Annotated in this window: 23 protein-coding genes and 2 pseudogenes; 14 read left to right on the forward strand and 11 right to left on the reverse strand. The window is 62.3% G+C overall.

Annotation, left to right across the window (positions count from 1 at the left end; genetic code table 11):
* Positions 1-118: 118 nt before the first annotated feature.
* Complete coding sequence (locus NKJ11_RS32325) at positions 119-991, reverse strand: aldo/keto reductase family oxidoreductase (protein ID WP_128305454.1); 873 nt, start codon at positions 989-991, stop codon at positions 119-121.
* A 91-nt stretch (positions 992-1,082) separates the two neighbouring features.
* Here NKJ11_RS32325 and NKJ11_RS32330 point away from each other — a divergent pair, with 91 nt between their 5' ends.
* Entirely contained in the window at positions 1,083-1,982 is a 900-nt protein-coding gene (locus NKJ11_RS32330; protein WP_023810271.1) for a LysR family transcriptional regulator, read from the forward strand.
* A 156-nt stretch (positions 1,983-2,138) separates the two neighbouring features.
* Here NKJ11_RS32330 and rpsI read toward each other — a convergent pair whose 3' ends face one another.
* The 3 genes and pseudogenes from rpsI to NKJ11_RS32345 all read right to left on the reverse strand — a co-directional run bounded on the left by rpsI (position 2,139) and on the right by NKJ11_RS32345 (position 3,767).
* Positions 2,139-2,621: a 30S ribosomal protein S9 gene (gene rpsI, locus NKJ11_RS32335; RefSeq protein ID WP_023810272.1), complete on the reverse strand. Its 483-nt coding sequence runs from the start codon at positions 2,619-2,621 to the stop codon at positions 2,139-2,141.
* A gap of 1 nt (position 2,622) precedes the next feature.
* Complete coding sequence (gene rplM / locus NKJ11_RS32340) at positions 2,623-3,087, reverse strand: 50S ribosomal protein L13 (RefSeq protein ID WP_013532205.1); 465 nt, start codon at positions 3,085-3,087, stop codon at positions 2,623-2,625.
* Between the two features lie 216 nt (positions 3,088-3,303).
* Positions 3,304-3,767, reverse strand: a pseudogene (locus NKJ11_RS32345) (PaaI family thioesterase).
* Positions 3,768-3,917: 150 nt separating this feature from the next.
* Here NKJ11_RS32345 and NKJ11_RS32350 point away from each other — a divergent pair.
* From NKJ11_RS32350 to NKJ11_RS32375, 6 genes are all read left to right on the forward strand, one after another.
* The gene (locus tag NKJ11_RS32350) at positions 3,918-4,739 is read left to right on the forward strand and encodes an enoyl-CoA hydratase (protein ID WP_352632500.1); all 822 of its coding nucleotides are present in this window, start codon (positions 3,918-3,920) and stop codon (positions 4,737-4,739) included.
* Between the two features lie 10 nt (positions 4,740-4,749).
* Complete coding sequence (locus tag NKJ11_RS32355) at positions 4,750-5,172, forward strand: VOC family protein (RefSeq protein ID WP_023810276.1); 423 nt, start codon at positions 4,750-4,752, stop codon at positions 5,170-5,172.
* The gene (locus NKJ11_RS32360) at positions 5,172-5,948 is read left to right on the forward strand and encodes an AAA family ATPase (protein WP_352632498.1); all 777 of its coding nucleotides are present in this window, start codon (positions 5,172-5,174) and stop codon (positions 5,946-5,948) included. The genes NKJ11_RS32355 and NKJ11_RS32360 overlap by 1 nt, the downstream gene beginning before the upstream one ends.
* The gene (locus NKJ11_RS32365) at positions 5,945-6,466 is read left to right on the forward strand and encodes a CoA-binding protein (protein ID WP_023810278.1); all 522 of its coding nucleotides are present in this window, start codon (positions 5,945-5,947) and stop codon (positions 6,464-6,466) included. Before NKJ11_RS32360 ends, NKJ11_RS32365 begins: the two co-directional genes overlap by 4 nt.
* Before the next feature lie 159 nt (positions 6,467-6,625).
* Positions 6,626-7,906 (forward strand): O-acetylhomoserine aminocarboxypropyltransferase, encoded by a 1,281-nt coding sequence (locus NKJ11_RS32370; RefSeq protein ID WP_352632496.1) that lies wholly within the window; start codon positions 6,626-6,628, stop codon positions 7,904-7,906.
* Positions 7,907-7,912: 6 nt separating this feature from the next.
* Positions 7,913-8,263: a cupin domain-containing protein gene (locus tag NKJ11_RS32375; RefSeq protein WP_128305448.1), complete on the forward strand. Its 351-nt coding sequence runs from the start codon at positions 7,913-7,915 to the stop codon at positions 8,261-8,263.
* A 70-nt stretch (positions 8,264-8,333) separates the two neighbouring features.
* On the opposite strand, the gene NKJ11_RS32380 is transcribed toward NKJ11_RS32375, so the two are convergent.
* Entirely contained in the window at positions 8,334-9,050 is a 717-nt protein-coding gene (locus NKJ11_RS32380) for a transporter substrate-binding domain-containing protein (RefSeq protein ID WP_128305471.1), read from the reverse strand.
* Between the two features lie 66 nt (positions 9,051-9,116).
* Entirely contained in the window at positions 9,117-10,367 is a 1,251-nt protein-coding gene (locus NKJ11_RS32385; protein ID WP_352795094.1) for a cytochrome P450, read from the reverse strand.
* Between the two features lie 103 nt (positions 10,368-10,470).
* On the opposite strand from NKJ11_RS32385, the gene NKJ11_RS32390 reads away from it, so the two are divergent.
* On the forward strand, positions 10,471-11,574 hold the full coding sequence (locus NKJ11_RS32390; RefSeq protein WP_128305447.1) for an NAD(P)/FAD-dependent oxidoreductase: 1,104 nt from the start codon (positions 10,471-10,473) through the stop codon (positions 11,572-11,574).
* Positions 11,575-11,593: 19 nt separating this feature from the next.
* Here the strand turns inward: NKJ11_RS32390 and NKJ11_RS32395 are convergent, their stop codons facing one another.
* Positions 11,594-12,976 carry a pyridoxal phosphate-dependent decarboxylase family protein gene (locus NKJ11_RS32395; protein WP_128305446.1) on the reverse strand — a complete coding sequence of 461 codons (1,383 nt, stop codon included), beginning with the start codon at positions 12,974-12,976 and terminating at the stop codon, positions 11,594-11,596.
* A 49-nt stretch (positions 12,977-13,025) separates the two neighbouring features.
* Positions 13,026-13,616 (reverse strand): annotated as a pseudogene (locus tag NKJ11_RS32400) (hypothetical protein).
* Positions 13,617-13,953: 337 nt separating this feature from the next.
* Here NKJ11_RS32400 and NKJ11_RS32405 point away from each other — a divergent pair.
* The 4 genes from NKJ11_RS32405 (at position 13,954) to hupB (ending at position 19,443) form a co-directional block, all read left to right on the forward strand.
* Complete coding sequence (locus NKJ11_RS32405; protein ID WP_023810285.1) at positions 13,954-14,583, forward strand: ATP-dependent Clp protease proteolytic subunit; 630 nt, start codon at positions 13,954-13,956, stop codon at positions 14,581-14,583.
* A gap of 297 nt (positions 14,584-14,880) precedes the next feature.
* Positions 14,881-16,155: an ATP-dependent Clp protease ATP-binding subunit ClpX gene (clpX, locus tag NKJ11_RS32410; protein WP_013532190.1), complete on the forward strand. Its 1,275-nt coding sequence runs from the start codon at positions 14,881-14,883 to the stop codon at positions 16,153-16,155.
* A 305-nt stretch (positions 16,156-16,460) separates the two neighbouring features.
* The gene (lon, locus tag NKJ11_RS32415; RefSeq protein ID WP_023810286.1) at positions 16,461-18,872 is read left to right on the forward strand and encodes an endopeptidase La; all 2,412 of its coding nucleotides are present in this window, start codon (positions 16,461-16,463) and stop codon (positions 18,870-18,872) included.
* A 298-nt stretch (positions 18,873-19,170) separates the two neighbouring features.
* Entirely contained in the window at positions 19,171-19,443 is a 273-nt protein-coding gene (hupB, locus tag NKJ11_RS32420) for a DNA-binding protein HupB (protein WP_023810287.1), read from the forward strand.
* A gap of 144 nt (positions 19,444-19,587) precedes the next feature.
* Here the strand turns inward: hupB and NKJ11_RS32425 are convergent, their stop codons facing one another.
* Entirely contained in the window at positions 19,588-20,610 is a 1,023-nt protein-coding gene (locus tag NKJ11_RS32425; RefSeq protein WP_128305445.1) for an aldo/keto reductase, read from the reverse strand.
* A 105-nt stretch (positions 20,611-20,715) separates the two neighbouring features.
* On the opposite strand from NKJ11_RS32425, the gene NKJ11_RS32430 reads away from it, so the two are divergent.
* Entirely contained in the window at positions 20,716-21,354 is a 639-nt protein-coding gene (locus NKJ11_RS32430; protein WP_502895317.1) for an SIS domain-containing protein, read from the forward strand.
* A gap of 3 nt (positions 21,355-21,357) precedes the next feature.
* Positions 21,358-22,101: a creatininase family protein gene (locus tag NKJ11_RS32435; RefSeq protein WP_128305444.1), complete on the forward strand. Its 744-nt coding sequence runs from the start codon at positions 21,358-21,360 to the stop codon at positions 22,099-22,101.
* 53 nt (positions 22,102-22,154) lie between these two features.
* On the opposite strand, the gene NKJ11_RS32440 is transcribed toward NKJ11_RS32435, so the two are convergent.
* Together NKJ11_RS32440 and NKJ11_RS32445 are read right to left on the reverse strand one after the other, a co-directional pair.
* Positions 22,155-23,072 carry a carbohydrate ABC transporter permease gene (locus NKJ11_RS32440; RefSeq protein WP_126069360.1) on the reverse strand — a complete coding sequence of 306 codons (918 nt, stop codon included), beginning with the start codon at positions 23,070-23,072 and terminating at the stop codon, positions 22,155-22,157.
* A gap of 6 nt (positions 23,073-23,078) precedes the next feature.
* Positions 23,079-24,200 (reverse strand): carbohydrate ABC transporter permease, encoded by a 1,122-nt coding sequence (locus NKJ11_RS32445; RefSeq protein ID WP_128305443.1) that lies wholly within the window; start codon positions 24,198-24,200, stop codon positions 23,079-23,081.
* Between the last annotated feature and the right edge of the window lie 168 nt (positions 24,201-24,368).

The raw sequence follows: 24,368 nt of genomic DNA on the forward strand, positions 1-24,368 counted from the left end.
CCCAGCCAATCCGGCCTCAAACCCGAGCCGCAAGGCACCCCACATTGGCCTGACCCTCCCTCCTTGCCCCTATAACTTAATAACGCAACGGGCCCACAAGGGGGGAGATTGGCTAGCCTCAGGCCGCCTTAGCCATCCCATCCAACTCCCCCAGCACATCGTCCGAAAGCTTGAGTTCGGCAGCAGCGAGGTTTTCCCGCAAATGTCCGACCGACGATGTGCCGGGAATCAGCAGGATGTTGGGCGAGCGGCGCAGCAGCCAGGCGAGCGCAACCTGCATTGGCGTGGCGCCGAGGCGCGCCGCGATTTCCGACAGGGTGGAGGATTGCAGCGGGTTGAAGCCGCCGAGCGGGAAGAACGGCACATAGGCGATGCCGTCGCGGGCAAGGTCGTCGATCAGGGCGTCGTCGCCGCGATGCGCAAGATTGTACTGGTTCTGCACGCAGACGATCTCGGCGATCCCGCGTCCTTGCGCGATCTGGGCCGGCGTCACGTTGCTCAATCCTATGTGCCTGACCAGGCCCTGTTGTTGAAGCTCGGCCAGCACGGTGAGCGGCGCTTCGATCGATCCCTCGGCTGGACCATGGGTATCGAACATGATGCGTAGGTTGACGACGTCGAGCACATCGAGCCCGAGATTGCTGAGATTGTCATGCATCGCCTGGGTCAGCGCTTCGGCAGAAAAGGCCGGCAACCACGATCCATCCGCGCCGCGCCGGGCGCCGATCTTGGTGACGATGACGAGATCGTCAGGGTAAGGTGCCAGTGCTTCGCGGATCAAAAGGTTGGTGACGTGCGGACCGTAGAAGTCGCTGGTATCGATATGGTCGATGCCTTGCGCAATCGCCTCGCGCAGCACGGCCAATGCCGTGTCATGGTCCCTAGGCGGTCCGAAAACGCCGGGACCGGCGAGTTGCATGGCCCCGTAGCCGAGCCGCTTCACGGTATGACTGCCGAGCTTGAAGGTGCCGGATTGTTGGATGTTGGACATGATTGATCTCCTTTGAGGAGGCAGAGATAGGCACTGCCCAACCTCGTGATAATCCGGTACAATCCACACAGGCCGTGCGGAATGGCGAACAATGATGGACCTCAGCGATCTGAACGCCTTCGTGGCGGTGGCGCGCGCCGGCGGTTTTCGCGATGGCGCGCGTGCGAGCGGCGGCAGCGCCTCCGGCTTGAGTGAGGCGGTGCGTCGCCTGGAAGTGCAGCTCGGTGTCAGGCTGTTCAACCGCACGACGCGCAGCGTTGTCCCGACCGAGGCGGGCCTCAGCCTGCTGGAGCGGCTTGGCCCTGCGCTGTCGGAGGTGGAGGCGGCGCTGGACGTGGTGAACGGCTTTCGCGACAGGCCGGCGGGCTCGCTGCGTCTCAATGTGCCGGTCAGCGCCGCGCGGTTGATCTTGCCCGATATCGTGCCGGGTTTCCTCGCCGCCTATCCCGGCATCCGCCTGGAAGTGATCGCCGATGAGAACTTTGTCGATGTGCTGGCGGCCGGGTGTGACGCTGGCATCCGCTATGACGAGCGGCTGGAGCAGGACATGATCGCGGTGCCGATCGGACCGCGCGTGCAGCGCTTCGCCACCGCCGCCAGCCCTGCCTATCTTGCTCGCCATGGGCGACCGCAACACCCGAGCGACCTGCTTGGCCACTCTTGCGTGCGCGGGCGCTTTGCCAGCGGTGCGATGCTGCCCTGGGAGTTCGAGCGCGACGGTGAGGTGGTGCGGGTCGATCCGACAGGGCCGCTGATCGTGCGCATCGGCGGCGCGACCGATCTTGCCGTCGATACGGCCATCGCGGGCACCGGCATCATCGGCCTCTTCGAGGGCTGGCTTCGCCCTTACTTCGAAAGCGGCGCGCTTGAGCCCATTCTCGAACCGTGGTGGCCGAGTTTTCCCGGACCGTTCCTCTATTATCCCGGCCGGCGCCTGGTTCCGGCCCCGCTGCGGGCGTTCATCGACTATATCAAGGGCGGCAAGGCCTGACCTGTTTTGTGACGGCGCCATCACCCCACCGGCACTACGCGCCGACCTGCCCATCGGGGGGAGGTCGCGCCGCAGGCGCGGATGGGGTGACTGCCGAGCCGCAAACAAAAAGGCCGCCCGGAGGCGGCCTTTCGATGGTCTGAAGCTGCGGAGCGTTTAGCGCTTCGAGAACTGGAACGAACGACGGGCCTTCGCCTTGCCGTACTTCTTGCGCTCGACGACGCGGCTGTCGCGGGTCAGAAAGCCGCCCTTCTTGAGCACGGCGCGCAGCGTCGGCTCGTAGTAGGTCAGCGCCTTGGAGATACCGTGACGCACGGCGCCAGCCTGGCCGGAGAGACCGCCGCCGACAACTGTCGCGACGATGTCGTACTGCCCGGCGCGGTTGGAGGCGATGATCGGCTGGTTGAGGATCATCTGCAGGACAGGACGCGCGAAATAGGTCGCGAATTCCTTGTCGTTGACGATGATCTTGCCGGAACCCGGCTTCACCCAGACGCGCGCAATGGCGTTCTTGCGCTTGCCGGTGGCATAGGCGCGGCCCGACTTGTCGAGCTTCTGGACATGGACGGGGGCCGCCGGCTGGGTGTTGGTGTTGCCGGTGGCGGCGCCCAGTTCTGCGAGCGAGGAAAGCTCAGCCATCTTATGCGACCTTCTTGTTCTTGGCGTTCAGCTTGGCCACGTCGAGCACGACGGGCTGCTGGGCGACATGCGGATGCTCGGCACCTGCATAGACGCGCAGGTTCTTCATCTGGCGACGGCCGAGCGGGCCACGCGGGACCATGCGCTCAACGGCCTTCTCGACGACACGCTCGGGGAAACGACCCTCGAGCAGCTGGCGCGCGGTGCGCTCCTTGATGCCGCCTGGGTGGCCGGTGTGCCAGTAATAGACCTTGTCGGTGAACTTCTTGCCGGTGAACACCACCTTGTCGGCATTGATGACGATGACGTTGTCGCCGTCGTCGACATGCGGGGTGAAGGTCGGCTTGTGCTTGCCGCGAAGATGATTGGCGATGACAGTGGCCAGACGACCGACGACGAGACCTTCGGCGTCGATCAGGATCCACTTCTTCACCACATCCGCAGGCTTCTGCGAAAAGGTTGTCATGTTTTCTGCTCTCGGTTCTGACCTTCATAAGAGAAGGCGTTTCTTGTTGCTTGGATTGTCGGAAGGACGCTGCCCGCCGCCAATAACAAAGCGGCGGCCTTTGCGGGCCGCTGCTTCGTGACGGGCTTATAGGCGAGGGTGTTTGTGGCGTCAAGGTGCACGAAACGGTCGATAGCAGGTAAAGTAGTGCAAAAACAATAGTTTAGGTGAAAGGTATTATTTTACCACATCGCCATTTCGCTTTGGCGGGATCGAATAGGTGCCGGTGGCGTGCGCCACCGTGTGTCCGTCCGGGCCGGCGACGATGTCGATATCGAACACCATCAGGCTTTTCCCAGCTTCAGGATGCGGCAATGGCCATCGATCGGTCCGGCTTCGGCCTTGCGCACGAAATTGATGTCGAGGTTGACGGTAACGGAAAGCGCATCCGGCCCGGCATGGCTGAGCACGCAGACGTAGCCGCCAATGTCGGCCAGCGTGAACAGCGAAGGGCCGGATACGGTGCCGCCCGGACGCAAGTGCCGCTCGCCGGCGTTGAGCCGCACGGTGCAGCCGCCGGGGAACACGTCGATCGCCTCGAAATATTTGAACTGCTCATTGAGCTGCGGATAGACGGTCTCCATCAGCGCATTGACTTGTTGCGCGGTCAGCACCGGCTTCAAATTGGTTTGGGCGGGCATGTCGGTCTCTCGTTTTTGGCCCACCTGTATGGGCGCGGCGCGGCATTTCTGACAATCTTCGTCCCCTGGTGCAAGCGATCGGTGTTGGACGAAACCTGATCCGGTATTAGATACTCTGGCAGCCCCAGCGGAATCGCGGAGACCTTATCCATGGCCGAAATCCTTGCCATCAAGCCTGCCGCCGTTGAGGGTCCGGTTGTTGCACGACTGGACAAGGGCGTGCTGCGCCTCACACTCACCAATCCGCCCGCCAACGCCCTGTCGCTGGCGGTGATGGCGGCGCTGACGGCCGAACTCGAGCGCGCCAAGGCCGATAAGGCGGCTCGCGTGATCGTTTTGTCGGCAGCCGGCAAGGTGTTCTGCGCCGGCCATGATCTCAAGGAAATGACGGCGCGCCGCACTGACGCCGATCATGGCAAGGCCTTCTTCGCGGAGACGTTTGCCGCTTGTGCGACGCTGATGCAGGCCATCGTGCGCCATCCCTTGCCTGTCATCGCCGAAGTCGACGGCCTGGCCACCGCCGCCGGGCTGCAGCTGGTCGCCAGCTGCGACCTGGCGATCGCTTCGCATGAGGCGACTTTCTGCACGCCGGGCGTCAACATCGGCCTGTTCTGCTCGACGCCGATGGTGGCGCTGTCGCGCAATGTCTCGCGCAAGCATGCGATGGAGATGCTGCTGACCGGCGAGACGATCGATGCGGCGACCGCCAAGGAATTCGGCCTGGTCAACCGTGTCGTGCCGCGCGAATATCTGAATCAGATTGTCACCAAATACGCGCAAACCATTGCTTCCAAATCATCTTTGGTGGTCAAGACCGGCAAGGAGGCTTTTTACGCGCAGGCCGAGATGGGCCTGGCGGACGCCTATGCCTATACGGGCCGGATCATGGTTGAGAACATGCTGGCACGCGACGCGGAGGAGGGCATCGGTGCCTTCATCGGCAAGCGCAAGCCGGAATGGAAGGACGAGTAAGGAGAACGTCATGGAACCGCGCATCTCCATCATCACCATTGCTACCGACGATCTCGACCGTGCGGTGCGCTTCTACGAGGCGATGGGCTTGAAGCGGCATGCCGGTATCACCGACGGTGTCGCCTTCTTCCAGATGGGCGGCGTCATTCTTGGCCTGTTCCCACGTGCCAGCGCAGAAGAGGATTCCGGCATTGCCTTCGCCGCGGCGCCATCGGCGGTCTACCTCGCCTACAACACCCGCTCCGACGCCGAAGTCGACGACGTGCTCGCCAGGGCGCAAAAAGCCGGCGGCCGCATCGTCAAGCCGGCCGGCCGGGCCTTTTGGGGCGGCTGGTACGGCTACTTCGCCGACGCCGACGGGCATGTCTGGGAAGTGGCGCACAATCCGGCCTTTCCGATCGCGGAAGACGGCACGATTTCGCTCCCCGGCTGATGGCCCATCGCAAGCAGCTGACGCGGCTCAAAGCTCCCTACCTCAAGCGTATCCTGCTTGATCCCGCGCGGGTCGAGGATTGGGAAAAATATCCCTGGAACCTGCCGCTGTTTCGCGGCCATGAGTTCGAGCTCGAATTCACCACGCCGATCACCATCATTGTCGGCGAGAACGGCACCGGCAAATCGACGCTGCTCGAGGCGATCGGCGCGTTGGCCGGCTATGATGAGGCCGGCGGCGGCAAGGGCTATCGGCCGGTGGACCATTCCAGCGCCATCGACAAGAGTGGTGCTGCATTGGCCAACACATTCCGCGGTCACTGGCTGCCGAAAGTCACCGCCGGCTGGTTCTTTCGTGCCGAATCCTTCTACTCCGTGGCCCGCTATCTCGATCAGGCAGCGCTGGAGTCTGGCGGGGCGCCGCCGGACTTCCTGTCCTGGTCGCATGGCGAGGGCTTTATCCGATTTTTCGAGGAGCGCTGCCGCAGGCAAGGCATCTACATCCTCGATGAACCCGAGAGCGCACTGTCCCCCACGCGCCAGATCGAACTGCTCAAGATGCTGCGGCGCATGGACCAGTCGGGCACCGCGCAAGTGATCATGGCGACGCATTCGCCGCTGCTGATGGCCTGTCCCGGCGCGCGGCTGTTCCGCATCAGCCGGTTCGGGCTGGAACCCGCCGACTTTCGCGACACGGACCACTTCCGCATGCTGCGCGATTTTAGCAATGACCCGGATGGCTTTCTCGACGAGGCGTTGTATGAGGACGAGGCATGATCCACGATAGCTACGACAACACCTACATCGCCGGCATCCTCAATTCGGTGAAGACCGTCGCCATGGTCGGCGCGTCCGCCAATGATGTGCGGCCAAGCTATTTCGTGCTGAAATATCTGCTGGCCAAGGGCTTTTCGGTGTTCCCGATCAATCCCGGCCAGGCCGGCAAGGAGATACTCGGTCGGATGACCTATGCCAGGCTCGCCGATATTCCGGAGCCGGTCGACATGGTCGACATTTTTCGCGCGCCGGCGGCAGTGCCCGGCATCGTCGACGAGGTGTTGCGGCTCGATCCCCTGCCGAAAGTCATCTGGATGCAGCTTGGCGTGCGCCATGACGAGGCAGCCGCGCGCGCCGAGGCCGCGGGCATCAAGGTGGTGATGAACCGCTGCCCCAAAATCGAATATGGCAAGCTGTCCGGCGAGATCGGCTGGACCGGCGTCAATTCCGGCGTGCTGTCGTCGAAGAAGCCGCTGATGCGCTCTGGCTTCCAGAGTTTTGGCGTCCGCCAGAAATAGGCGAGGGGCGAAAGCGCAAAATTATTCCGGCAAACGCCGTATTTTCCTGCCGCTTGATAGAAGGTCCTGCACGGAAGGGTATTTTCTTCTTTGCATTCGAGGCCGGGCTTCGCCAAGAATGCCCGGCGAATTTCAGAAGGTTTTTCAGGGAGGTTTTCAGTGACCCGCACGCCAGGTTTCAACACGCTCGCCGTCCATGCCGGCGCCAAGCCCGACCCGGCGACCGGCGCTCGCGCCACGCCGATCTACCAGACGACCTCCTTCGTCTTCGACGATGCCGACCATGCCGCCTCACTGTTCGGACTGAAGGCTTTCGGCAACATCTATACCCGCATCATGAACCCCACCCAGGCGGTGCTGGAAGAGCGCATGGCGGCCCTCGAAGGCGGCACGGCGGCTCTTGCGGTCGCCTCCGGCCATGCCGCGCAGGTGATCGTGTTCCACAATCTGATGCAGCCTGGCGACAATTTTGTTGCCGCCAACAAGCTCTATGGCGGTTCGATCAACCAGTTCGGCCATGCCTTCAAGAATTACGGCTGGGAGGTGCGCTGGGCCGACACCAACGACATCTCGACCTTCGAAAGCCAGATCGACGACAGGACCAAGGCTCTCTTCATCGAGAGCCTGGCCAATCCGGGCGGCACCTTCGTCGATATCGAGAAGATCGCCGACATCGCACGCAAGCACGGCCTGCCGTTGATCGTCGACAACACGCTGGCCTCGCCCTACCTGATCCGGCCGATTGAGCATGGTGCCGACATCGTCGTCCATTCGCTGACCAAATTCATCGGCGGTCACGGCAATTCGATCGGCGGCGCCATCGTCGATGGCGGCACCTTCGATTGGTCGAAGTCGGGCAAATATCCGATGCTGTCGGAACCGCGCCCCGAATATGGCGGCCTCGTCCTGCACGAAACCTTCGGCAATTTCGCTTTCGCCATTGCCGCGCGTGTGCTCGGCCTGCGCGATCTCGGCCCGGCGATCTCGCCGTTCAACGCCTTCCTCATCCTGACCGGCCTGGAAACCCTGCCGCTGCGCATGCAGCGCCACTGCGACAACGCCGTGACGGTTGCTGCCTGGCTGTCCAACCACCCCAAGGTTGCCTCGGTGAACTATCCCGGCCTGCCCAGCGACAAGAACAACGCGCTGCAGAAGAAATACTCACCACTTGGCGCCGGCGCCGTGTTCACCTTCGCTCTCAAGGGCGGCTATGACGCCGGCGTCAAATTCGTCGAGGCGCTCGAACTGTTCTCGCACCTGGCCAATGTCGGCGACACCAAGTCGCTGGTCATCCACCCGGCCTCGACCACGCACCGCCAGCTTTCCGACGAGCAGAAGGTCAAGGCCGGCGCAGGACCGGACACGGTGCGGCTTTCGATCGGCATCGAGGACGTTAACGACATCGTCGCCGACCTCGAACAGGCGCTTGCCAAGGTCTGACCGATCATGAGCGAGTCAAAAATTCTTGCCATCGGCGTCGACACTGTCGACGCCGAACAGGGCGCGCCGGCACCGGACCGGCTGATCTCGGGCGATCCCAAATTCCGCACCTGGAATGTCGAGGAGCGCGACGGCGGCCTCTACGCCGGCATCTGGGAATCGACCCCGGGCAAATGGCGCATCGTCTATGACGAGTGGGAGTTCTGCCACATCCTGTCTGGCGTTTCGGTGATCGCGGAAGACGGCGGGCAGGCACGCACCGTCAAGGCCGGCGACAGCTTCGTGCTGAGGCCCGGCTTCAAAGGCAGCTGGGAAGTGCTTGAGACGACTCGCAAGGAGTATGTGATCAAGCTGTAGACCATGATCCCGAAAAGTGGAGGCCGGTTTTCGGGTAAAGATCATGGTCGAACAACAAAAGATGCGCGGATCAAACGATGCGATCGATATCGCTGTCCGAGAATCCGTATCGCGCCATCATCTGTCGGTGCCAGTCGCTGCCCACCAATTCATCGAGGCAAGCATCGACGCGCCGGAGCAGGGCTGAATTGCCTTTGGCGATCGCGAAGGCACCGGCCGACGGCTGCTTTTCAACCGGGGGAACCTCGACAAGTCCAAGCCGCATTTCGGGCCGCCGGGTCAGATAGCCTCGATGCGCCATGGCGACGCTGGCATAGGCGTGCACGACGCCGTTGGCCACTGCGTCCGCCGCATCCGCCTGCGTTGCAAACATCCTGATCTGCCCAGGCGCTATTCCGTTGTGCAATGCCGTAAGATGCTGAACCTGATCGGTTATGACCCCAATCAACGCGGTCCGGTCCTCGGCAATGGATTGGTAGCCGCGAAAGCCGCACGGATTGTCCGCCGCGACCAGCAACCCATCCTGCAACGCCCATATCGGCCGAGTGAAGTCGACAAGCTGCCTGCGCTCTTCGGAGACGAACAGGCCGGTCGTCATGGTCCAACGGCCCTCGACCAGCCCAGGCAGCAGCTCAGCGAATTCGGTTTCGATCGGCTTAAAGCTCGCCAATCCGAGCATGTCACCGAGCCTGCGCGCAAGCTCGACGTCACAGCCTGAGACCTCGCCCGATGCGCCGGTGAAGCAAAATGGCGGTTCTTCCAGGAAGGCGAATTTCAACTCGGTCATGTCAGGCAAAGCGTCGCCGTCCTATTTTGCCGGAAACTGGCTGAGGCAGCCCCAGGTTCGCGATCGTCAAAAGCCGACGGCGAGCGTTTCCAGCCCATGGAAGTGGTAAGTGTCGCGGAACCGCGCCTCTTCAGCAAGATGCAGCTTCGGATGCCGTTCGAACAAGGTTTTCAGCGACACCTGCAATTCGAGCCGGGCGAGCGGCGCGCCGATGCAGAAATGAATGCCGGCGCCGAAGGAGACGTTCTTCTGGTCGGCACGGTCGGGCCGGAAAGCGAGGGGATCGGCGAAGGCGCGCGGATCATGATTGGCCATGCCAAGCAGCAGCCCGATCGTCTGCCCCGGCTGCACGACGATGCCGGGCGAGACTTCGATGTCCTGATAGGCGTAGCGCGTGAACATGTGCAGCGGCGCGTCGAACCGCAGGCATTCCTCGACCGTTGCCGCGGTCGTCTCGGGCGAGCCGAAGAAGCGGCTGACATCGCCCCCTTGCGCAAGGATCGAGCGGACGGCATTGCCGGTCTGGTGCACGGTCGCTTCATGGCCGGCATTGAGCAGCAGGATCGCCGAGGACACCATCTCGTCCTCCGACAGCTTTTGGCCATCCTCCTGCGCCGAGATCAGCAGCGACAAAAGGTCGTCGCCGGGATTCCTGCGTCGTTCGGTGACGTAGCCACGGAGGAAATCCGCAAATTCGCGCGCGGCGCGGTTGGCCGTCTCTTCGATTTCGCGGGTGCGGCCATGCATATACATGGCAACCATCTGGTGCGACCAGTCGAGCAGTTGCGGCCCCATTTCGACCGGCACGCCGAGCATTTCGGCAATGATGGTGATCGGCAAGGGCGCCGCGAAAGCAGGCAACAGGTCGACCGTCTTGCCTGGTTCGAAACGGTCGATCAGGTCGTTGGCCAAGGCCTCGACACGCGGCCGCAGCCTTTCGACCTGGCGCGAGACGAAGGCGCGGTTGACCAGTGTTCTCAGACGCGTGTGCACCGGCGGCTCCAGTTCCAGCATCGAATTGGCTTCGAGCCCGTCGAAGGCCCTGAGATGGCTGCGGTCCTGTCCAATGCCGCGGCTGTCTGGAATGCCGGCCGGGTTCTGGCGGCCGAAGCGGCGGTCGCGCAGCAGCCGGTTGACGTCGTCGAAGCCGCCAAAGCACCAGAAGCCGAATTCTTCCCAGAAGAATGCATTCGATACGCCATGCAGGAAAGGATAGGCATCATAAGGGTTTTGAAAAAAGGCCGGCTCGTGCGGGTCGAGCCGCAGGCGTCGAGTGGCTGGATCAAAGACCAGGGCGGGTGGCGTCAATTTGCTCATGCCAGACCAATAGCGCGGCTTGCCAGCCTGGTTCCAGACCGTATGTTGGCGCCCGCAATCGAATACGTTGAGCCAGCCGACCGGCTGCGGAAAGTCTGATTTGATGAATGTGATCGTTGTCGGCGCGGGCATTGCCGGTCTCTCCACGGCGTGGTCGCTGGTCAAGGCCGGCCACAGCGTTTCGATCGTCGAGCAAGGGCCGATCCCAAACCCGATGGCCGCGTCGGGCGACCATCATCGCATCATCCGCCGCGCTTACCGCGCGGGGACCGGCTATGGCCGGCTGATCACCGAAGCCTACCAGGCCTGGGACGAGATGTGGGCCGATCTCGGCGAAAGCCATCTTGATGCGCGCGGATTTGTCTGCGTTTCGCGCGAACCGGGCGACGAGGCCGAGGAATATCGCGAGGGCCTGGAAGAAGGCAATTTTCCGTTCGAATTGCTGGAGCCCGATGCAGCAGTGAAACGCTGGCCGTTTCTCGAAGCCGGCTCGTTTCGCTACGCCTATTTCTCGACCGAAGGCGGCGCCCTGCATTGCCGCAAGATAGCCTCCGGCATGGCAAACTGGCTGCGCGCCAACGGCGCCAATGTCTACGAAAACAGCAAGGTCATCGAAGTCGACGCCGAAGCCGGCCACATCGTGCTCGAAAGCGGCGAGACGATGCAGGCCGACCGTATCGTTGTCGCCGCCGGCGCCTGGGTGCTGAAACTGTTTCCGGAACTGGACGGCGAGCTGAAGACCTATCGAACCGCACTCGCCTATGTCGAACCGCCGGCCGACCTCAAGGCCGCCTGGCGGGTGGCACCGGTTGTCCTCGATGTCGGCGGCGCGATCGACGGCTATGTGATCCCGCCCTCCGGCGGCGCCGGCATGAAATTCGGGTCCGGGCTGCACAGGGTGCCGACCAGCGACGCCGATTGGAACCGTCAGCCGGTGGCGGGCGAGGGCGAGGCGATCCGCAACCTGTTTTCGCCGCCGATCGCGCGCATCGAGGAATACAGGGTGACCGAGGTGGTCACCTGCGCCTACACCTTCACCGAAGATGAGAAGTTCTTCGCTCACGAGCGAGGAAAATGCCTGATCGTCTCGGCCTGCTCCGGCCATGGCTACAAATTCGGCGCTGCGGTCGGCCGGCGCGTTGCGGCCGCGGTGGGCGACGGCGACATCGCCGGCCTGAAGACATGGCTGCGGGCGGAAGTGGCCTGAACGCCGCCAGGTTGAAGACTCACTCAGCGATGATTTCGTCTGCGGCGGCAATGACTTCGGACACAATCGCCTGCACGTCATCTGGGGTCGTTCGGTGATTGACGAAACACGCGCGCAGCGCGAAATGGCCGTTGATCGTCGCATTCGACAGATACACCCGGCCGCGCGCGATCACGCGGCGCAGGATCGCTTCATTGTTCTTTGAGCGGTGGCGGAAACAGACTGCGCTTAGCGATACGGGTGCAAGCTGTTCCAACTCCGGCTGCGACGCGATTGCCTGCGCCAACATCTGGGCATGGTTGAGATCGCGGGCGATGGCTTCGCGATAGGCACGGCGTCCGTGATACTGCAGCGACATCCAGAGCTTCAGCGCACGGAAGCGTCGAGAGAGTTCGATCGACTCCTCAAAGAACGCAAATGCTTCCGTAGGGTCATCGCTCAGTATCCTGACGTAGTCGTCGCTGTGCGAAAAAGTCTTTCGCGCAATGTCCGGGTGACGATAGAGCAGGCAGCCGCAATCGAGTGGCTGATAGAGCCATTTGTGCGCATCCAGTGACAGCGAATCCGCCGAAGACAACCCTTGGAACTTTTCCGGCGCCGCAAGAGCCGCCAGCCCTCCGTAGGCACCGTCGACGTGCATCCACAGCGCCTCCCTCCGGGCGATGTCTGCAATCTCGGGAAGGGGATCGATCGCACCGGAGATGATGGTGCCGACCGTGGCCACGATGGCGATGGGCATGTTTCCGGCCTCGCGGTCGACGGCGATAGCCGCCTGGAGGGCATCCGTCCGCATCCTGAATTTGTCGTCGACAGGGATCAAACGGAGATTTTTTCTACCGATCCCCAACAGCGCGACGGCCTTTGGAATGGACATGTGCACTTGCTCGGAAGCATAGATCACGCAGGGCCGTACGCCTGTTTCGTTGGCTGGCAGCTTCGCTTCCCGCGCCATCCCCAGGGCCATGAGGTTCGCCGTCGAGCCGCCGCCGCACAGGCTGCCTGTAAATCCGGGGCAACCGACAGCCTCCGCCAACCACCCGACCACGGCGCGTTCGATCGATGTCGCAGCCGGAGCCGACCGCCACGACGTCACATTCTGATTGAGCACCGCAGCCAGCAGCTCCCCCAGCGCGCCGACCGGTTCGCCGGAGCCGACGACATAACCGAAGAATCTGCCGGTTGAAGGCCGCACATGCTCCGCGATCGACTTGAAATCCTGCAAGACTTCCCGTCCGCGGCCGCTCTCCTGCCAAGGCCGCGAGAACAGTTCGGTCGTCTGTTTGCCGCTGGTCGTGGGATACGTCCGACGTTCCTCGAGGGAGGCCCAGTAACCTTTGGCAAGCGCCAAGGCTTCTTCGGCAAGGTCTGACAATTCCTGATTGGAAATTTCCAGGTCGCGCATGCCCTCAGCCCTACGGAGATCCGCTGCGACGCAGGTTACGCTATGCTCGCTAATCCTGGCAATGCCTGGGAATATGCACCCGCCGCCAGCCCGATGAACCTTCGCGAACCAGCACGCGGCGCGCGACGGTCTGGTAGGAGGCGGGAACATCGATGACGCGCCTTTGCCCCGGCCGCACCAGCACCTCCTGGGCGATTCTGTCGTATTGTGCGGGAATGACGACGCGCCGCGTGCGTTCGGGCTGGACCACCACGGTTTTGGCAACACGTTCGTAGCGCGCCTTGTGCCATACCCTGCACAGCACCTTGCGACCATGGATGACGCGCCATTCCCAGGAGTAGCCGCCGCCATCGACCCGGACCGTGCGGTAGACGGTGCGGGTGACGGCCGGCACGATCTGGTAGGTCACTTGCGCCGGAACGGTCATCACGACGCGCTCGCGGGTACCGTAGATGGCGGGCGTATAGTCGACCTGCTGGCCGGGCGGGCTGATCAGCACGTCTTCCTAGACCGTGTCGTAGACGGCCGGACTGCGGACAGGTTCATAGCATTCGACGGCCCGGCCGCCGGCCGCTGTCTGCGAAATCGTGCCGAGCATGGTCAGCCCGGCAATGGTGAAGCATGCGGTCTTCCCGGACATGACACTCCCCTGTTGAACTCCACGCATAAGTTCAACGTTGAATTGTAGAGGAAGCCGTTTCGGAGAAAAGCGGTTTCGGCGCATTTCGTTAAGTGACGCGGTTAAGAAACTGCTACCTTGCGCGGCCGGCCATGCGGCTCCGGACCCGCGGAAGCATCCGCCGCCGCGAATCCTTGGTCAGAAAGCTTGATTCGACTTACCCAGATGGCTAGGAGGGGTCGGCCTTGCACAAGGATGAGCCGGCATCCTATTTACGGAATAACGATCCAGAACCGATTCTGCCCGATCCGCCAGCATTCCCGGCGCCGGAATCCCACCGCGAGATAAGAGACAACTGATGAAGAACCCCGTCGAAACCTACATGAACCTCGTTCCGATGGTGGTCGAACAGACCAATCGCGGCGAGCGGGCCTACGACATTTTCTCGCGTCTCCTCAAGGAGCGCATCATTTTCATCACCGGTCCGGTCGAGGACGGCATGGCGACGCTGGTCTGCGCGCAGCTTTTGTTCCTCGAAGCCGAGAATCCGAAGAAGGAAATCAACCTCTACATCAATTCGCCGGGCGGCGTCGTCACCTCCGGCATGGCGATCTACGACACCATGCAGTTCATCAAGCCGGCCGTGTCGACGCTCTGCATCGGCCAGGCGGCTTCGATGGGTTCGCTGCTCCTGACCGCCGGCCACAAGGATATGCGCTTTGCCACGCCGAACGCCCGCATCATGGTTCACCAGCCTTCCGGCGGCTTCCAGGGCCAGGCGTCCGACATCGAGCGCCATGCCCTGGATATCATCAAGCTGAAGCGTCGCCTCAACGAGGTCTACGTCAAGCACACCGGCAAGAGCTACGAAGAGATCGAGAAGACGCTCGACCGCGACCATTTCATGACCGCTGACGAAGCCAGGGATTTCGGCCTCATCGACAAGGTCATTTCGTCGCGCGAGCCGCCTGAAGGCGCTGTGGCATAAGGGCTTATTGGCAGTTGGATGGCGGCATCACGCGCTTTTGGTGTGTCTTGCGGCATTTCGGCCACAATTGGCTGTTCCCTCGGGGGACAGGATTGCCTACGTTAAGGCTATGTTGAGTTTCGGCGGCTTAGCTTTATGCGGGGTTGTCGCGAATCATTGCCACGTTTTCTGATTTGTGTTTCGTACGGAATGCGTTGCGGGAGCCGGGACACACTGGCGGCGGCGGATTCCCGCGATAGATAGAGTATGCGCCCTTTCAGCCAGACCATCGGCGGGCGGCCATGAAAGGACATGAAAATGAGCAAGGTCGGCAACAACAGCGGCGATTCCAAGAACACGCTTTACTGCTCGTTTTGCGGCAAAAGCCAGCACGAAGTGCGCAAGCTGATCGCCGGTCCGACGGTCTTCATCTGCGACGAGTGCGTCGAACTCTGCATGGACATCATCCGTGAAGAGAACAAGACCTCGATGGTGAAGTCGCGCGAAGGCGTGCCGACACCGCAGGAGATCCTCAAGGTTCTCGACGACTATGTCATCGGTCAGCCCTACGCCAAGCGCGTGCTGTCGGTGGCGGTCCACAACCACTACAAGCGCCTCGCGCATGCCGGCAAGAACAACGATGTCGAACTGGCGAAGTCCAACATCCTTTTGATCGGCCCGACCGGTTGCGGCAAGACGCTGCTCGCGCAGACGCTGGCCCGCATCATCGACGTGCCCTTCACCATGGCTGATGCGACGACGCTGACCGAAGCCGGCTATGTCGGCGAGGACGTCGAGAACATCATCCTGAAGCTGTTGCAATCGGCCGACTACAATGTCGAGCGCGCCCAGCGCGGCATCGTCTACATCGACGAGATCGACAAGATTTCGCGCAAGTCGGACAATCCCTCGATCACCCGCGACGTGTCGGGCGAGGGCGTGCAGCAGGCGCTCTTGAAGATCATGGAAGGCACCGTCGCCTCCGTGCCGCCGCAGGGCGGCAGGAAGCACCCGCAGCAGGAGTTTCTGCAGGTCGATACGGCCAACATCCTGTTCATCTGCGGCGGCGCCTTCGCCGGGCTGGACAAGATCATCTCGGATCGCGGCCGCAAGACCTCGATCGGCTTCGGCGCGGTCGTCGCTTCGCCGGAGGATCGCCGCACTGGCGATGTCTTCCGCCTGGTCGAGCCCGAGGATCTGTTGAAGTTCGGTCTTATCCCCGAATTTGTCGGCCGTCTGCCGGTTCTGGCGACGCTGGAAGACCTCGACGAACCGGCGCTGATCCAGATCCTGACCGAGCCGAAGAACGCGCTGGTCAAGCAGTATCAGCGGCTGTTCGAGATGGAGAATGTCGACCTGACCTTCCACGAGAACGCTCTTTCGGCGATCGCCAAGCGCGCCATCGAGCGCAAGACCGGCGCGCGCGGCCTCCGTTCGATCATGGAGGCGATCCTGCTCGACACGATGTTCGAGCTTCCCGCGCTCGAAGGCGTGCGCGAAGTGGTGATTTCGGAGGAGGTGGTGACCGGCAGTGCCCGGCCGCTCTACATCTACTCCGAGCAGAAGGAAAAGAAGGGCAATGTCAGCGCCTGACATGAGCCCGCAGCGAAATTCTGGAACGGCGCCGCAAGGCGCCGTTTTGCTGTCGCGCAGGGGTTTTGCGCGGCGTACGGCTTGGCGTCGCAAATGTGTCACTCGCGGACGGGTTGGAAGTGCGGATTTGGACGCGCCCCTTGATCTTTGGGGGTCGTGCATCCAACTAACTGGAGAAGGCCGAGGTGCCCGATTTCTGTGCTGTAAAACTCCCGTCATAAACGGTGGTAGGCGGAACGATCCCCGGTCGTTAATATAAGATTCGCGGTTGGCTGATTGGCGGCCGCGACATGAAAGGTTGGACAATGGCCAAAGTATCCAAGGCACCCAGCGACGGCGTCTTCGCAGTTCTCCCACTGCGCGACATCGTGGTGTTCCCGCACATGATCGTGCCGCTCTTCGTCGGGCGTGAGAAGTCGATCAAGGCGCTGGAAGAGGTGATGGGTCAGGAAAAGCAGATCCTGCTTGCCACCCAGATGAATGCCGCCGACGACGATCCCGAGCCCGATGCCATCTTCGACATCGGCACGCTCGCCAATGTGCTGCAATTGCTCAAGCTACCCGACGGCACCGTCAAGGTTCTGGTCGAAGGCGCTTCGCGTGCGAAAATCGTCTCGTTCACCGACCGTCCCGACTTCCACGAGGCCCGCGCCGCGGCGCTGGTCGAGCCGGAAGAGGAAGAGGTCGAGGTTGAGGCGCTGGCGCGTTCGGTCGTCACCGACTTCGAGAACTACGTCAAGCTGAACAAGAAGATCTCGCCCGAAGTGGTGGGTGCTGCCAGCCAGATCGACGACTATTCCAAGCTCGCCGACACGGTTGCCTCGCATCTCGCCATCAAGATCCCTGAGAAGCAGGAAATGCTGGCCACGCTCTCGGTCAAGGAGCGGCTGGAAAAGGCTATGGGCTTCATGGAAGCCGAAATCTCCGTCCTGCAGGTGGAGAAGCGCATCCGCTCGCGCGTCAAGCGCCAGATGGAGAAGACGCAGCGCGAATACTACCTCAACGAGCAGATGAAGGCGATCCAGAAGGAACTCGGCGAAGGTGAGGACGGCCGCGACGAGGCCGCCGAGATCGAGGCGCGCATCAAGAAGACCAAGCTCTCCAAGGAGGCCCGCGAAAAGGCGGAAGCCGAGTTGAAGAAGCTCCGGACGATGTCGCCGATGTCGGCTGAATCGACCGTCGTGCGCAACTATCTCGACTGGATCCTGTCGATTCCGTGGGGCAAGAACTCCAAGGTCAAGCAGGACTTGGCTTTTGCGCAGAACGTGCTCGACACCGATCATTTCGGCCTCGACAAGGTCAAGGAGCGCATTGTCGAGTATCTCGCCGTGCAAAGCCGCCAGAAGAAGCTGAAGGGGCCGATCCTGTGCCTCGTCGGCCCTCCCGGCGTCGGCAAGACCTCGCTCGGCAAGTCGATCGCCAAGGCGACCGGTCGCGAATTCATCCGCATGGCGCTTGGCGGCGTGCGTGACGAGGCCGAGATCCGTGGTCACCGGCGCACCTATATCGGCTCGATGCCCGGCAAGGTCATCCAGTCGATGAAGAAGGCCAAGAAGTCCAACCCGCTCTTCCTGCTCGACGAGATCGACAAGATGGGCCAGGACTTCCGTGGCGATCCGTCATCGGCGTTGCTCGAGGTCCTCGATCCGGAACAGAACTCGACGTTCATGGACCATTACCTCGAGGTCGAATACGATCTGTCGAGCGTCATGTTCGTGACGACGGCGAACACGCTGAACATCCCGGCGCCCTTGATGGACCGCATGGAGATCATCCGTATTGCCGGCTACACCGAGGACGAGAAGATCGAGATCGCCAAGCGGCACCTGATGCCGAAGGTGATCCGCGATCATGCGCTGCAGCCGAAGGAGTTTTCCGTCGGTGAGGACGCGATCCGCGCCATCGTCCAGACCTACACCCGTGAAGCGGGCGTCAGGAGCCTGGAGCGCGAGCTGATGAAGCTCGGGCGCAAGGCGGTGACCGAAATCCTGAAGACGAAGAAGAAGACGGTGAGCATCACGGCGGAGAACCTCTCCGATTACCTTGGTGTGCAGCGCTACCGCTTCGGCCAGGTCGAGGCTGACGATCAGGTCGGTGTCGTCACAGGTCTTGCCTGGACGGAAGTCGGCGGCGAACTGCTGACGGTCGAAGGCGTCATGATGCCCGGCAAAGGCCGCATGACGGTGACCGGCAACCTGCGCGACGTGATGAAGGAATCGATTTCGGCGGCGGCCTCCTATGTCCGCTCGCGCGCCGTCGATTTCGGCATCGAGCCGCCGCTGTTCGACAAGCGCGACATCCACGTGCACTTGCCGGAAGGCGCCACGCCGAAGGACGGCCCGTCGGCAGGTGCTGCCATGGCGACAGCCATTGTGTCGGTACTGACGGGTATTCCGGTCCGGGCGGATGTGGCGATGACCGGCGAGATAACGCTTCGCGGCCGCATCTTGCCGATCGGCGGGCTCAAGGAGAAGCTGCTCGCCGCACTGCGCGGCGGCATCAAGAAGGTGCTGATCCCGGAAGACAATGCCAAGGATCTGGCGGAGATTCCGGACAATGTGAAGAACGGCATGGAGATCATTCCGGTCTCACGTGTCGGCGAGGTGTTGCGGCACGCGCTGGTGCGTATGCCGGAGCCGATCGAATGGGTCGAACCGGTCAATCCGCCGGCCGCGACAGACAGTGCCGACGACGCTGGAAAATCCCTGGCGCATTAGAGCTCCGGGCGTCCATCTGGACGCACAAAGGACGCTCTAACGCTCAGACTTGTGCATGGCCCCTGCCGAAAACCGGCTACGGTTTTCAGGGCCATGCATTGGTTTTCGTCAAGGTTGCAGCGCACAAACGGAGAGCCGGGCCTAGCGCCCGGCTTTTTCATGTGAAAAACCCAGCATTTCCGGGCTTTTTCCGTTTTTTTCCTGCCTTTTCGGCTTGGTTGCGGCAACGCTTCTTTCTACAGTCCGTTTCCTGCCGGATGAGTCGATAGTTCCGGTGTTCTCATGGAAGGGAATTTTTATGAACAAGAACGAACTGGTGTCCGCTGTCGCCGACGCCGCGAGCATTTCGAAGGGTGACGCGCAGTCGGCGGTCGATGCGGTATTTTCCACCATCACCGGCGAACTGAAGAAGGGCGGCGATGTCCGGCTTGTCGGCTTTGGCAATTTCACCGTGTCAAAGCGTGCCGCCTCGACCGGCCGCAATCCTCAGACCGGCGCCGAAGTGAAGATCCCGGCGCGTACCGTGCCGAAGTTCTCGGCCGGCAAAGGCCTCAAGGACGCAGTCAACTAAGCGCCTTTTTCTTTTCAGAGACCAGAAAAGCCGGGCTTGCCCGGCTTTTCATTTTCGTGGCCTACGCACGTACACACGACCAGAAAAGCCGGGCTTGCCCGGCTTTTCATTTTTGTGCCAGACGCTGACGCGACGGCGGCCGGCTTATGCGGTCGGCGCTTCAGGGCGCATAAGGCCTTCCTTCTTGAGATCGGCCCAAAGGGCTGCGGGCAGTTTCGCATCGAGCAGCGAGCGATTGCTCTCGACTTCGCTCGGCCGCTGGCCACCGGGGACCACTGAGACGACCGAAGGGTGCAGTAGCGGGAATTGCAGGGCGGCCTCGATCAGCCGCACGCCATGGCGCTTGCAGACGCTCTCGATGCCGGCGACGCGGTCGAGGATGTCCTTCGGCGCTTCGGAGTAGTTGTAGTAGGCGCCGGGCTTCGGTCCGGTCGCCAGGATGCCGGAGTTGTAGGGGCCGCCGAGAACGATGCCGATGCCGCGTGCCTGGCAGAGCGGCAGGAAGGACGTCAGCGCCTCCTGTTCCAAGAGCGTATAGCGACCGGCCAGCAGGAACAGGTCGAAGTCGCCGCGCTCGGCCAGCGTCTGCGCGACCTGCCACTCATTGATGCCGCCACCGAACGCCTTGATCACGCCCTGGTCGCGCAGCGACAGCAAGCCGTAATAGCCCGAGCGCATGAACTCTTCGAGGCGCCGGTCGGAGGCTTCCTTGCTGCCATGGGTGAAGATGTCGACATCGTGCACGAAGAGGATGTCGATCCGGTCGACGCCGAGGCGCTCAAGCGAGGCTTCGAATGAGCGCATGACACCGTCATAGCTGTAGTCGTACACCTCGCGGCGCGACGGCGTGTCGAAGAATTTGCCGATGCCGGTGCGCTCTTCGGGCGGGCAGGCACGCATGATGCGGCCGACCTTGCTCGACAGCACATAGTCCTCGCGCTTCTTGCCGCGCAGGAACGGGTTGAGCCGCGTTTCCGAGAGGCCGAGCCCATAGAGCGGCGCGGTGTCGTAGTAGCGGCAGCCGGTCGCCCAGGCGGCCTCCAGCGTGGCGTTGGCGTCCTCGTCGGAGACGGCACGGTAGAGGTTGCCGAGCGGCGCCGTGCCGAAGCCGAGCTCGGTGAAACTGATGCCGCCATTGCCGATGCGGTCGAAATGCCGTGTCTTCATATGCTGCCGTTTGCCTCGTTTGATTTGTCTGACATGACACTATCATGCCTGTGGTCCGGCAAAAGCATCGCTGCGCGTTGGACACGCATTTTCGCGGTTGCTAGCATGAACGAAATCAAGCTGTTCGTAGCAGCAAGAGCGGCAAATCCCAGGGTAATTTTCAATGGCAGGTTTGCGGTGAGCAACAAGAGCAAAAGCCTGTTCGAGACCGCGCTTGAGGAGCTCGGCGGCGTGCTGGCACGCATCGACGAAAGCCGGATCGACGCCGCCTGCAAAATGCTGGCCGGCGCGCGACAGATCGTCGTCTATGGCTGCGGCCGCGAGGCCTTGCAGGTCAAGGGTTTTGCCATGCGGCTCTACCATTTGGGCCTGCCGGTTTCCGTGGTCGGCGACATGAACACACCGCCGCTGGGGCAGGGCGATGTCTTCCTGGTCAGTTCCGGGCCGGGAGAGACCTCGACCGTGCTGACCTTGATGCAGGTCGCGCGCCAAGCAGGTGCAACCAATCTCCTGTTGACCGCCCAGGCCGAAGCCAGCGCGGCAAGGCTTGCCGACTTCACCCTGCTCATTCCCGCGCAGACCATGGCCAACGATCAGGGGGCGCAAAAAACATCGGTCCTGCCGATGGGCTCGGTGTTCGAAGGCGCACTGTTCCTGCTGTTCGAGGTGATGGTGCTGAAGCTCAGGGAATTGATTGGCGCGTCGCCTGAAGCAATGCGCGCCCGCCACACCAACATGGAATAGATCATGCGCTACGAACTGATGCTGCCACACCAGATCCGCAGGGCGATCGCCGAGAATTGGCCGGTCGCTCTGCCGCTCGGCGTGCTCGAATACCATGGCGAGCACATGGCGGTCGGCATGGACACGCTGGCCGTCGTCAAGACGCTGGAGCTGTTCGAGAAGGAGAGGGACGTCGTCATCCTGCCGCCGTTCTACTACGGTGCGGCGAGCTACGCGGTGGCGCCGCCGGAAGGCAGCGGCTCGGTGCAGGTCGGCGGCGCTGCGCTGGCGCCGTTTGGCGAGGAACTGTTCTACAGCCTGCTGCGCATCGGCTTTCGCAACATCCACGCCATCATCCACCACCAGACCGAGAATTTCGCCGCCGGCATGCCGACCGATCTGGCGTTCAAGACCGCCGGCCGCCAGGCGATCTTCCGCTTTCTCGAAAAGGAGCGCGGCGAGGGCTGGTGGGGTTCGCAGGCGATGGCCGACTACTATTCCGGGCACGCCGCGGGTGAAAATTTCTTCAACTGGGTACAGGTTCATCCGCTGATGCCGGCTGACATGAACGGCAAGTACCCGTTCGACCATGCCGGCATCGGCGAGACATCGCTGATGCTGGCGCTATGCCCGGAGGCGGTGGACGCCGGTCACTTCGACGACAACAAGAGCTGGTATACGGCGAGCGCCAAGGATGCTTCGGCTGAGCTTGGGCAGAAGGGTGTGGCTATGATCCTCGATCACCTGCGGATGATTCTAGGGGCCTAGCGCGGTCTTCCTTCTCCCACAAGACAATGGGGAGAAGGGAAGAGGCCGCCCTGCTACTTCACCGCTCCCGCGGTCATGCCCATGATCAGATAGCGCTCGAGCGCTATGCCGATGACGGCGAGAGGCGCGATAGCCGCCGTGGCGAGCGCTGCCATCGACCACCAGTTGATGCCTTGCGAGCCTGTCTGGCTCGCCACCATGACCGGGATGGTCTTGGCGTCGGTCGAGGTCAAAAGGGCGGCGAAGAAATACTCGTTCCAGCACAGCACCATCGCCAGGATGAAGGCGGCGACCATGCCCGGCAGCGCGATCGGCATGACGATGCGGAAGAAGGCGCCCCAGATCGACAGCCCGTCGACAAGTGCGGCTTCCTCGAGCTCGACCGGGATCGAGTTGAACTGGTCGCGCATGATCCAGATGACGATCGGCAGCACCATCAGCGTGTAGAGCAGGATCAGCCCGATGCGCGTGTCGAGCAGGCCGACCTCGCGGTAGAGCACCAGGAAGGGTAGTGCGAGCACCACCGGCGGCAGGATCAGCTGCGACAGGAAGAAGAACGAGATGTCCTCGTTCTTGAACCAGGCGAAATGATAGCGATAGCGGGTGAGCCCGTAGGCGGCGAGGCTGCCGATGACGATGGCGAGGCTCGACGCGCCGACCGAGGTGATCACCGAATTCATGAAGCGCTTGAGGAATTCCTCGCGCACCGTCGAGGTCTGGAAGATCGAGTCCGGCGACAGGCCAAGCGAGCGCCAGCCTTTCCAATCCGGCTGGAAGTCGACGAAGGGAATGAGATGGCCTTGCGTGACATCGACCGCCGTTTTGAATGAGGTCGTGATCGTCCAGTAGATCGGGAACAGGCAGATGAACGCCCAGAAGGCCAGCGCCCCATAGATGAAGACGCGGCTGGCGAGGAAGCTCGCCGGCGAGCGGATCTCCGAGGCGACATATTCGGTGGTCTGAACGCTCATCTCAGCTCAATTCACATTTCGGACAAAACGGTTGGCAAATTTCAACAGCCACGTGACGAACACGACGATGATCACCAGATAGGCCATCGCCAGCATGGTTCCGTAGCCGACATTCGAGCGGTCGCGATATTCGCGGTAGATGAAGCTCGACACGGAATCAGTGGCGCCGCCGGGGCCGCCGGACGTCACCGTGATGATGATGTCGGCAAGCTTCAGCTTGAAGATGATGCGCAGGATCACCGCCGTCACCGACACCGGCAGCATCAGCGGAAAAGTGACCTGCCAGAAGGTCTGCCACGCACTGGCGCCGTCCACGCGTGCGGCTTCGAGCACCTCGCGCGACATCGCCTGCAGCCCGGCCAGCAGCATGATCATCATGAACGGAATGAAGGTCCAGGCATCCAGTATCATGATCGATATGCGCGCGATGATCGGGTCGGAGAAGAAGGCTGGATTTTCCCAGCCGAGATGGCGCGCCAGCGTTGCGGCCGGTCCGAACCGGTATTCCATCAGCGACTTGCCGATCATCCACGACACGGCGACCGGCGACAGCATCAGCGGCATCAGGAAGACGACGCGGAAGAATTTTCGCGCCCGGATCTGGGCGTTGAGGAGCAGCGCCAGGCCGAAGGCGATGACATATTCGACCGCCACCGCCAGCACATAGAGCACCATGTTGAACAGCGCGTTGCGGTAGTAGGGATCGGCCAGCATCTGCCAGAAATTGTCGAGCCCGTTGAACTTGCGGCCACTGAAGGAACTGAGGTTCCAGTCGGTGAGGGCGATGTAGAATCCGAACAGCGTCGGGAAGATCACCATGGCGATGGTGAACAGCAGCGCCGGCAGCAGGAACAGGGCACGCTGGCCATCCTCGCCGCGCGTCAGCACCTGGCCGGCGCCGATCGCCACGCCCCACAGAACATAGGCATAGACGACGGGGCGCCAGGTCTCGAAGCCGATCGTATCGGCGCTGCCCTTGTAGAGGATCTCCAGCACGATCGTCGCCAGCAGGCCAAGCGTCGCAACGGCCATCAGCGCCCAGCCAAGGCGTTTGCGGCCTGGAGAGATCAGATCGGAAGGGCCGGCATCTGCCGGCCACTGGTTCGCGGTCGAAGTCTGGTCAGCCACAAATCTCGCCCGTTTGAAGGCTCTCGAGGAGCCGGAGCCGGTCTAAAGTGGTGGGGGGGGGGGGGCGGGGGCCGGGGGGGGGGGGCGCGCAGCAGACGAGCCGAGAGGAGGTGTGGGGTGGTGGGGTGTTGGGGGGGGGGGGGGTGGGGGGGGTTGGGGGGGCCCGCC

The organism is Mesorhizobium sp. M0243 (genome assembly GCF_040321775.1).
In the GTDB taxonomy this organism is placed as follows: domain Bacteria; phylum Pseudomonadota; class Alphaproteobacteria; order Rhizobiales; family Rhizobiaceae; genus Mesorhizobium.

Excerpts from the sequence above, each read along its gene's own strand:
- NKJ11_RS32325 (WP_128305454.1), bottom strand. The coding sequence starts at position 991 with ATGTCCAACATCCAACAATCCGGCACCTTCAAGCTCGGCAGTCATACC.
- NKJ11_RS32330 (WP_023810271.1), top strand. The coding sequence starts at position 1,083 with ATGATGGACCTCAGCGATCTGAACGCCTTCGTGGCGGTGGCGCGCGCC.
- rpsI (WP_023810272.1), bottom strand. The coding sequence starts at position 2,621 with ATGGCTGAGCTTTCCTCGCTCGCAGAACTGGGCGCCGCCACCGGCAAC.
- rplM (WP_013532205.1), bottom strand. The coding sequence starts at position 3,087 with ATGACAACCTTTTCGCAGAAGCCTGCGGATGTGGTGAAGAAGTGGATC.
- NKJ11_RS32350 (WP_352632500.1), top strand. The coding sequence starts at position 3,918 with ATGGCCGAAATCCTTGCCATCAAGCCTGCCGCCGTTGAGGGTCCGGTT.
- NKJ11_RS32355 (WP_023810276.1), top strand. The coding sequence starts at position 4,750 with ATGGAACCGCGCATCTCCATCATCACCATTGCTACCGACGATCTCGAC.
- NKJ11_RS32360 (WP_352632498.1), top strand. The coding sequence starts at position 5,172 with ATGGCCCATCGCAAGCAGCTGACGCGGCTCAAAGCTCCCTACCTCAAG.
- NKJ11_RS32365 (WP_023810278.1), top strand. The coding sequence starts at position 5,945 with ATGATCCACGATAGCTACGACAACACCTACATCGCCGGCATCCTCAAT.
- NKJ11_RS32375 (WP_128305448.1), top strand. The coding sequence starts at position 7,913 with ATGAGCGAGTCAAAAATTCTTGCCATCGGCGTCGACACTGTCGACGCC.
- NKJ11_RS32380 (WP_128305471.1), bottom strand. The coding sequence starts at position 9,050 with ATGACCGAGTTGAAATTCGCCTTCCTGGAAGAACCGCCATTTTGCTTC.
- NKJ11_RS32385 (WP_352795094.1), bottom strand. The coding sequence starts at position 10,367 with ATGAGCAAATTGACGCCACCCGCCCTGGTCTTTGATCCAGCCACTCGA.
- NKJ11_RS32390 (WP_128305447.1), top strand. The coding sequence starts at position 10,471 with ATGAATGTGATCGTTGTCGGCGCGGGCATTGCCGGTCTCTCCACGGCG.
- NKJ11_RS32395 (WP_128305446.1), bottom strand. The coding sequence starts at position 12,976 with ATGCGCGACCTGGAAATTTCCAATCAGGAATTGTCAGACCTTGCCGAA.
- NKJ11_RS32405 (WP_023810285.1), top strand. The coding sequence starts at position 13,954 with ATGAAGAACCCCGTCGAAACCTACATGAACCTCGTTCCGATGGTGGTC.
- clpX (WP_013532190.1), top strand. The coding sequence starts at position 14,881 with ATGAGCAAGGTCGGCAACAACAGCGGCGATTCCAAGAACACGCTTTAC.
- lon (WP_023810286.1), top strand. The coding sequence starts at position 16,461 with ATGGCCAAAGTATCCAAGGCACCCAGCGACGGCGTCTTCGCAGTTCTC.
- hupB (WP_023810287.1), top strand. The coding sequence starts at position 19,171 with ATGAACAAGAACGAACTGGTGTCCGCTGTCGCCGACGCCGCGAGCATT.
- NKJ11_RS32425 (WP_128305445.1), bottom strand. The coding sequence starts at position 20,610 with ATGAAGACACGGCATTTCGACCGCATCGGCAATGGCGGCATCAGTTTC.
- NKJ11_RS32430 (WP_502895317.1), top strand. The coding sequence starts at position 20,716 with ATGAACGAAATCAAGCTGTTCGTAGCAGCAAGAGCGGCAAATCCCAGG.
- NKJ11_RS32435 (WP_128305444.1), top strand. The coding sequence starts at position 21,358 with ATGCGCTACGAACTGATGCTGCCACACCAGATCCGCAGGGCGATCGCC.
- NKJ11_RS32440 (WP_126069360.1), bottom strand. The coding sequence starts at position 23,072 with ATGAGCGTTCAGACCACCGAATATGTCGCCTCGGAGATCCGCTCGCCG.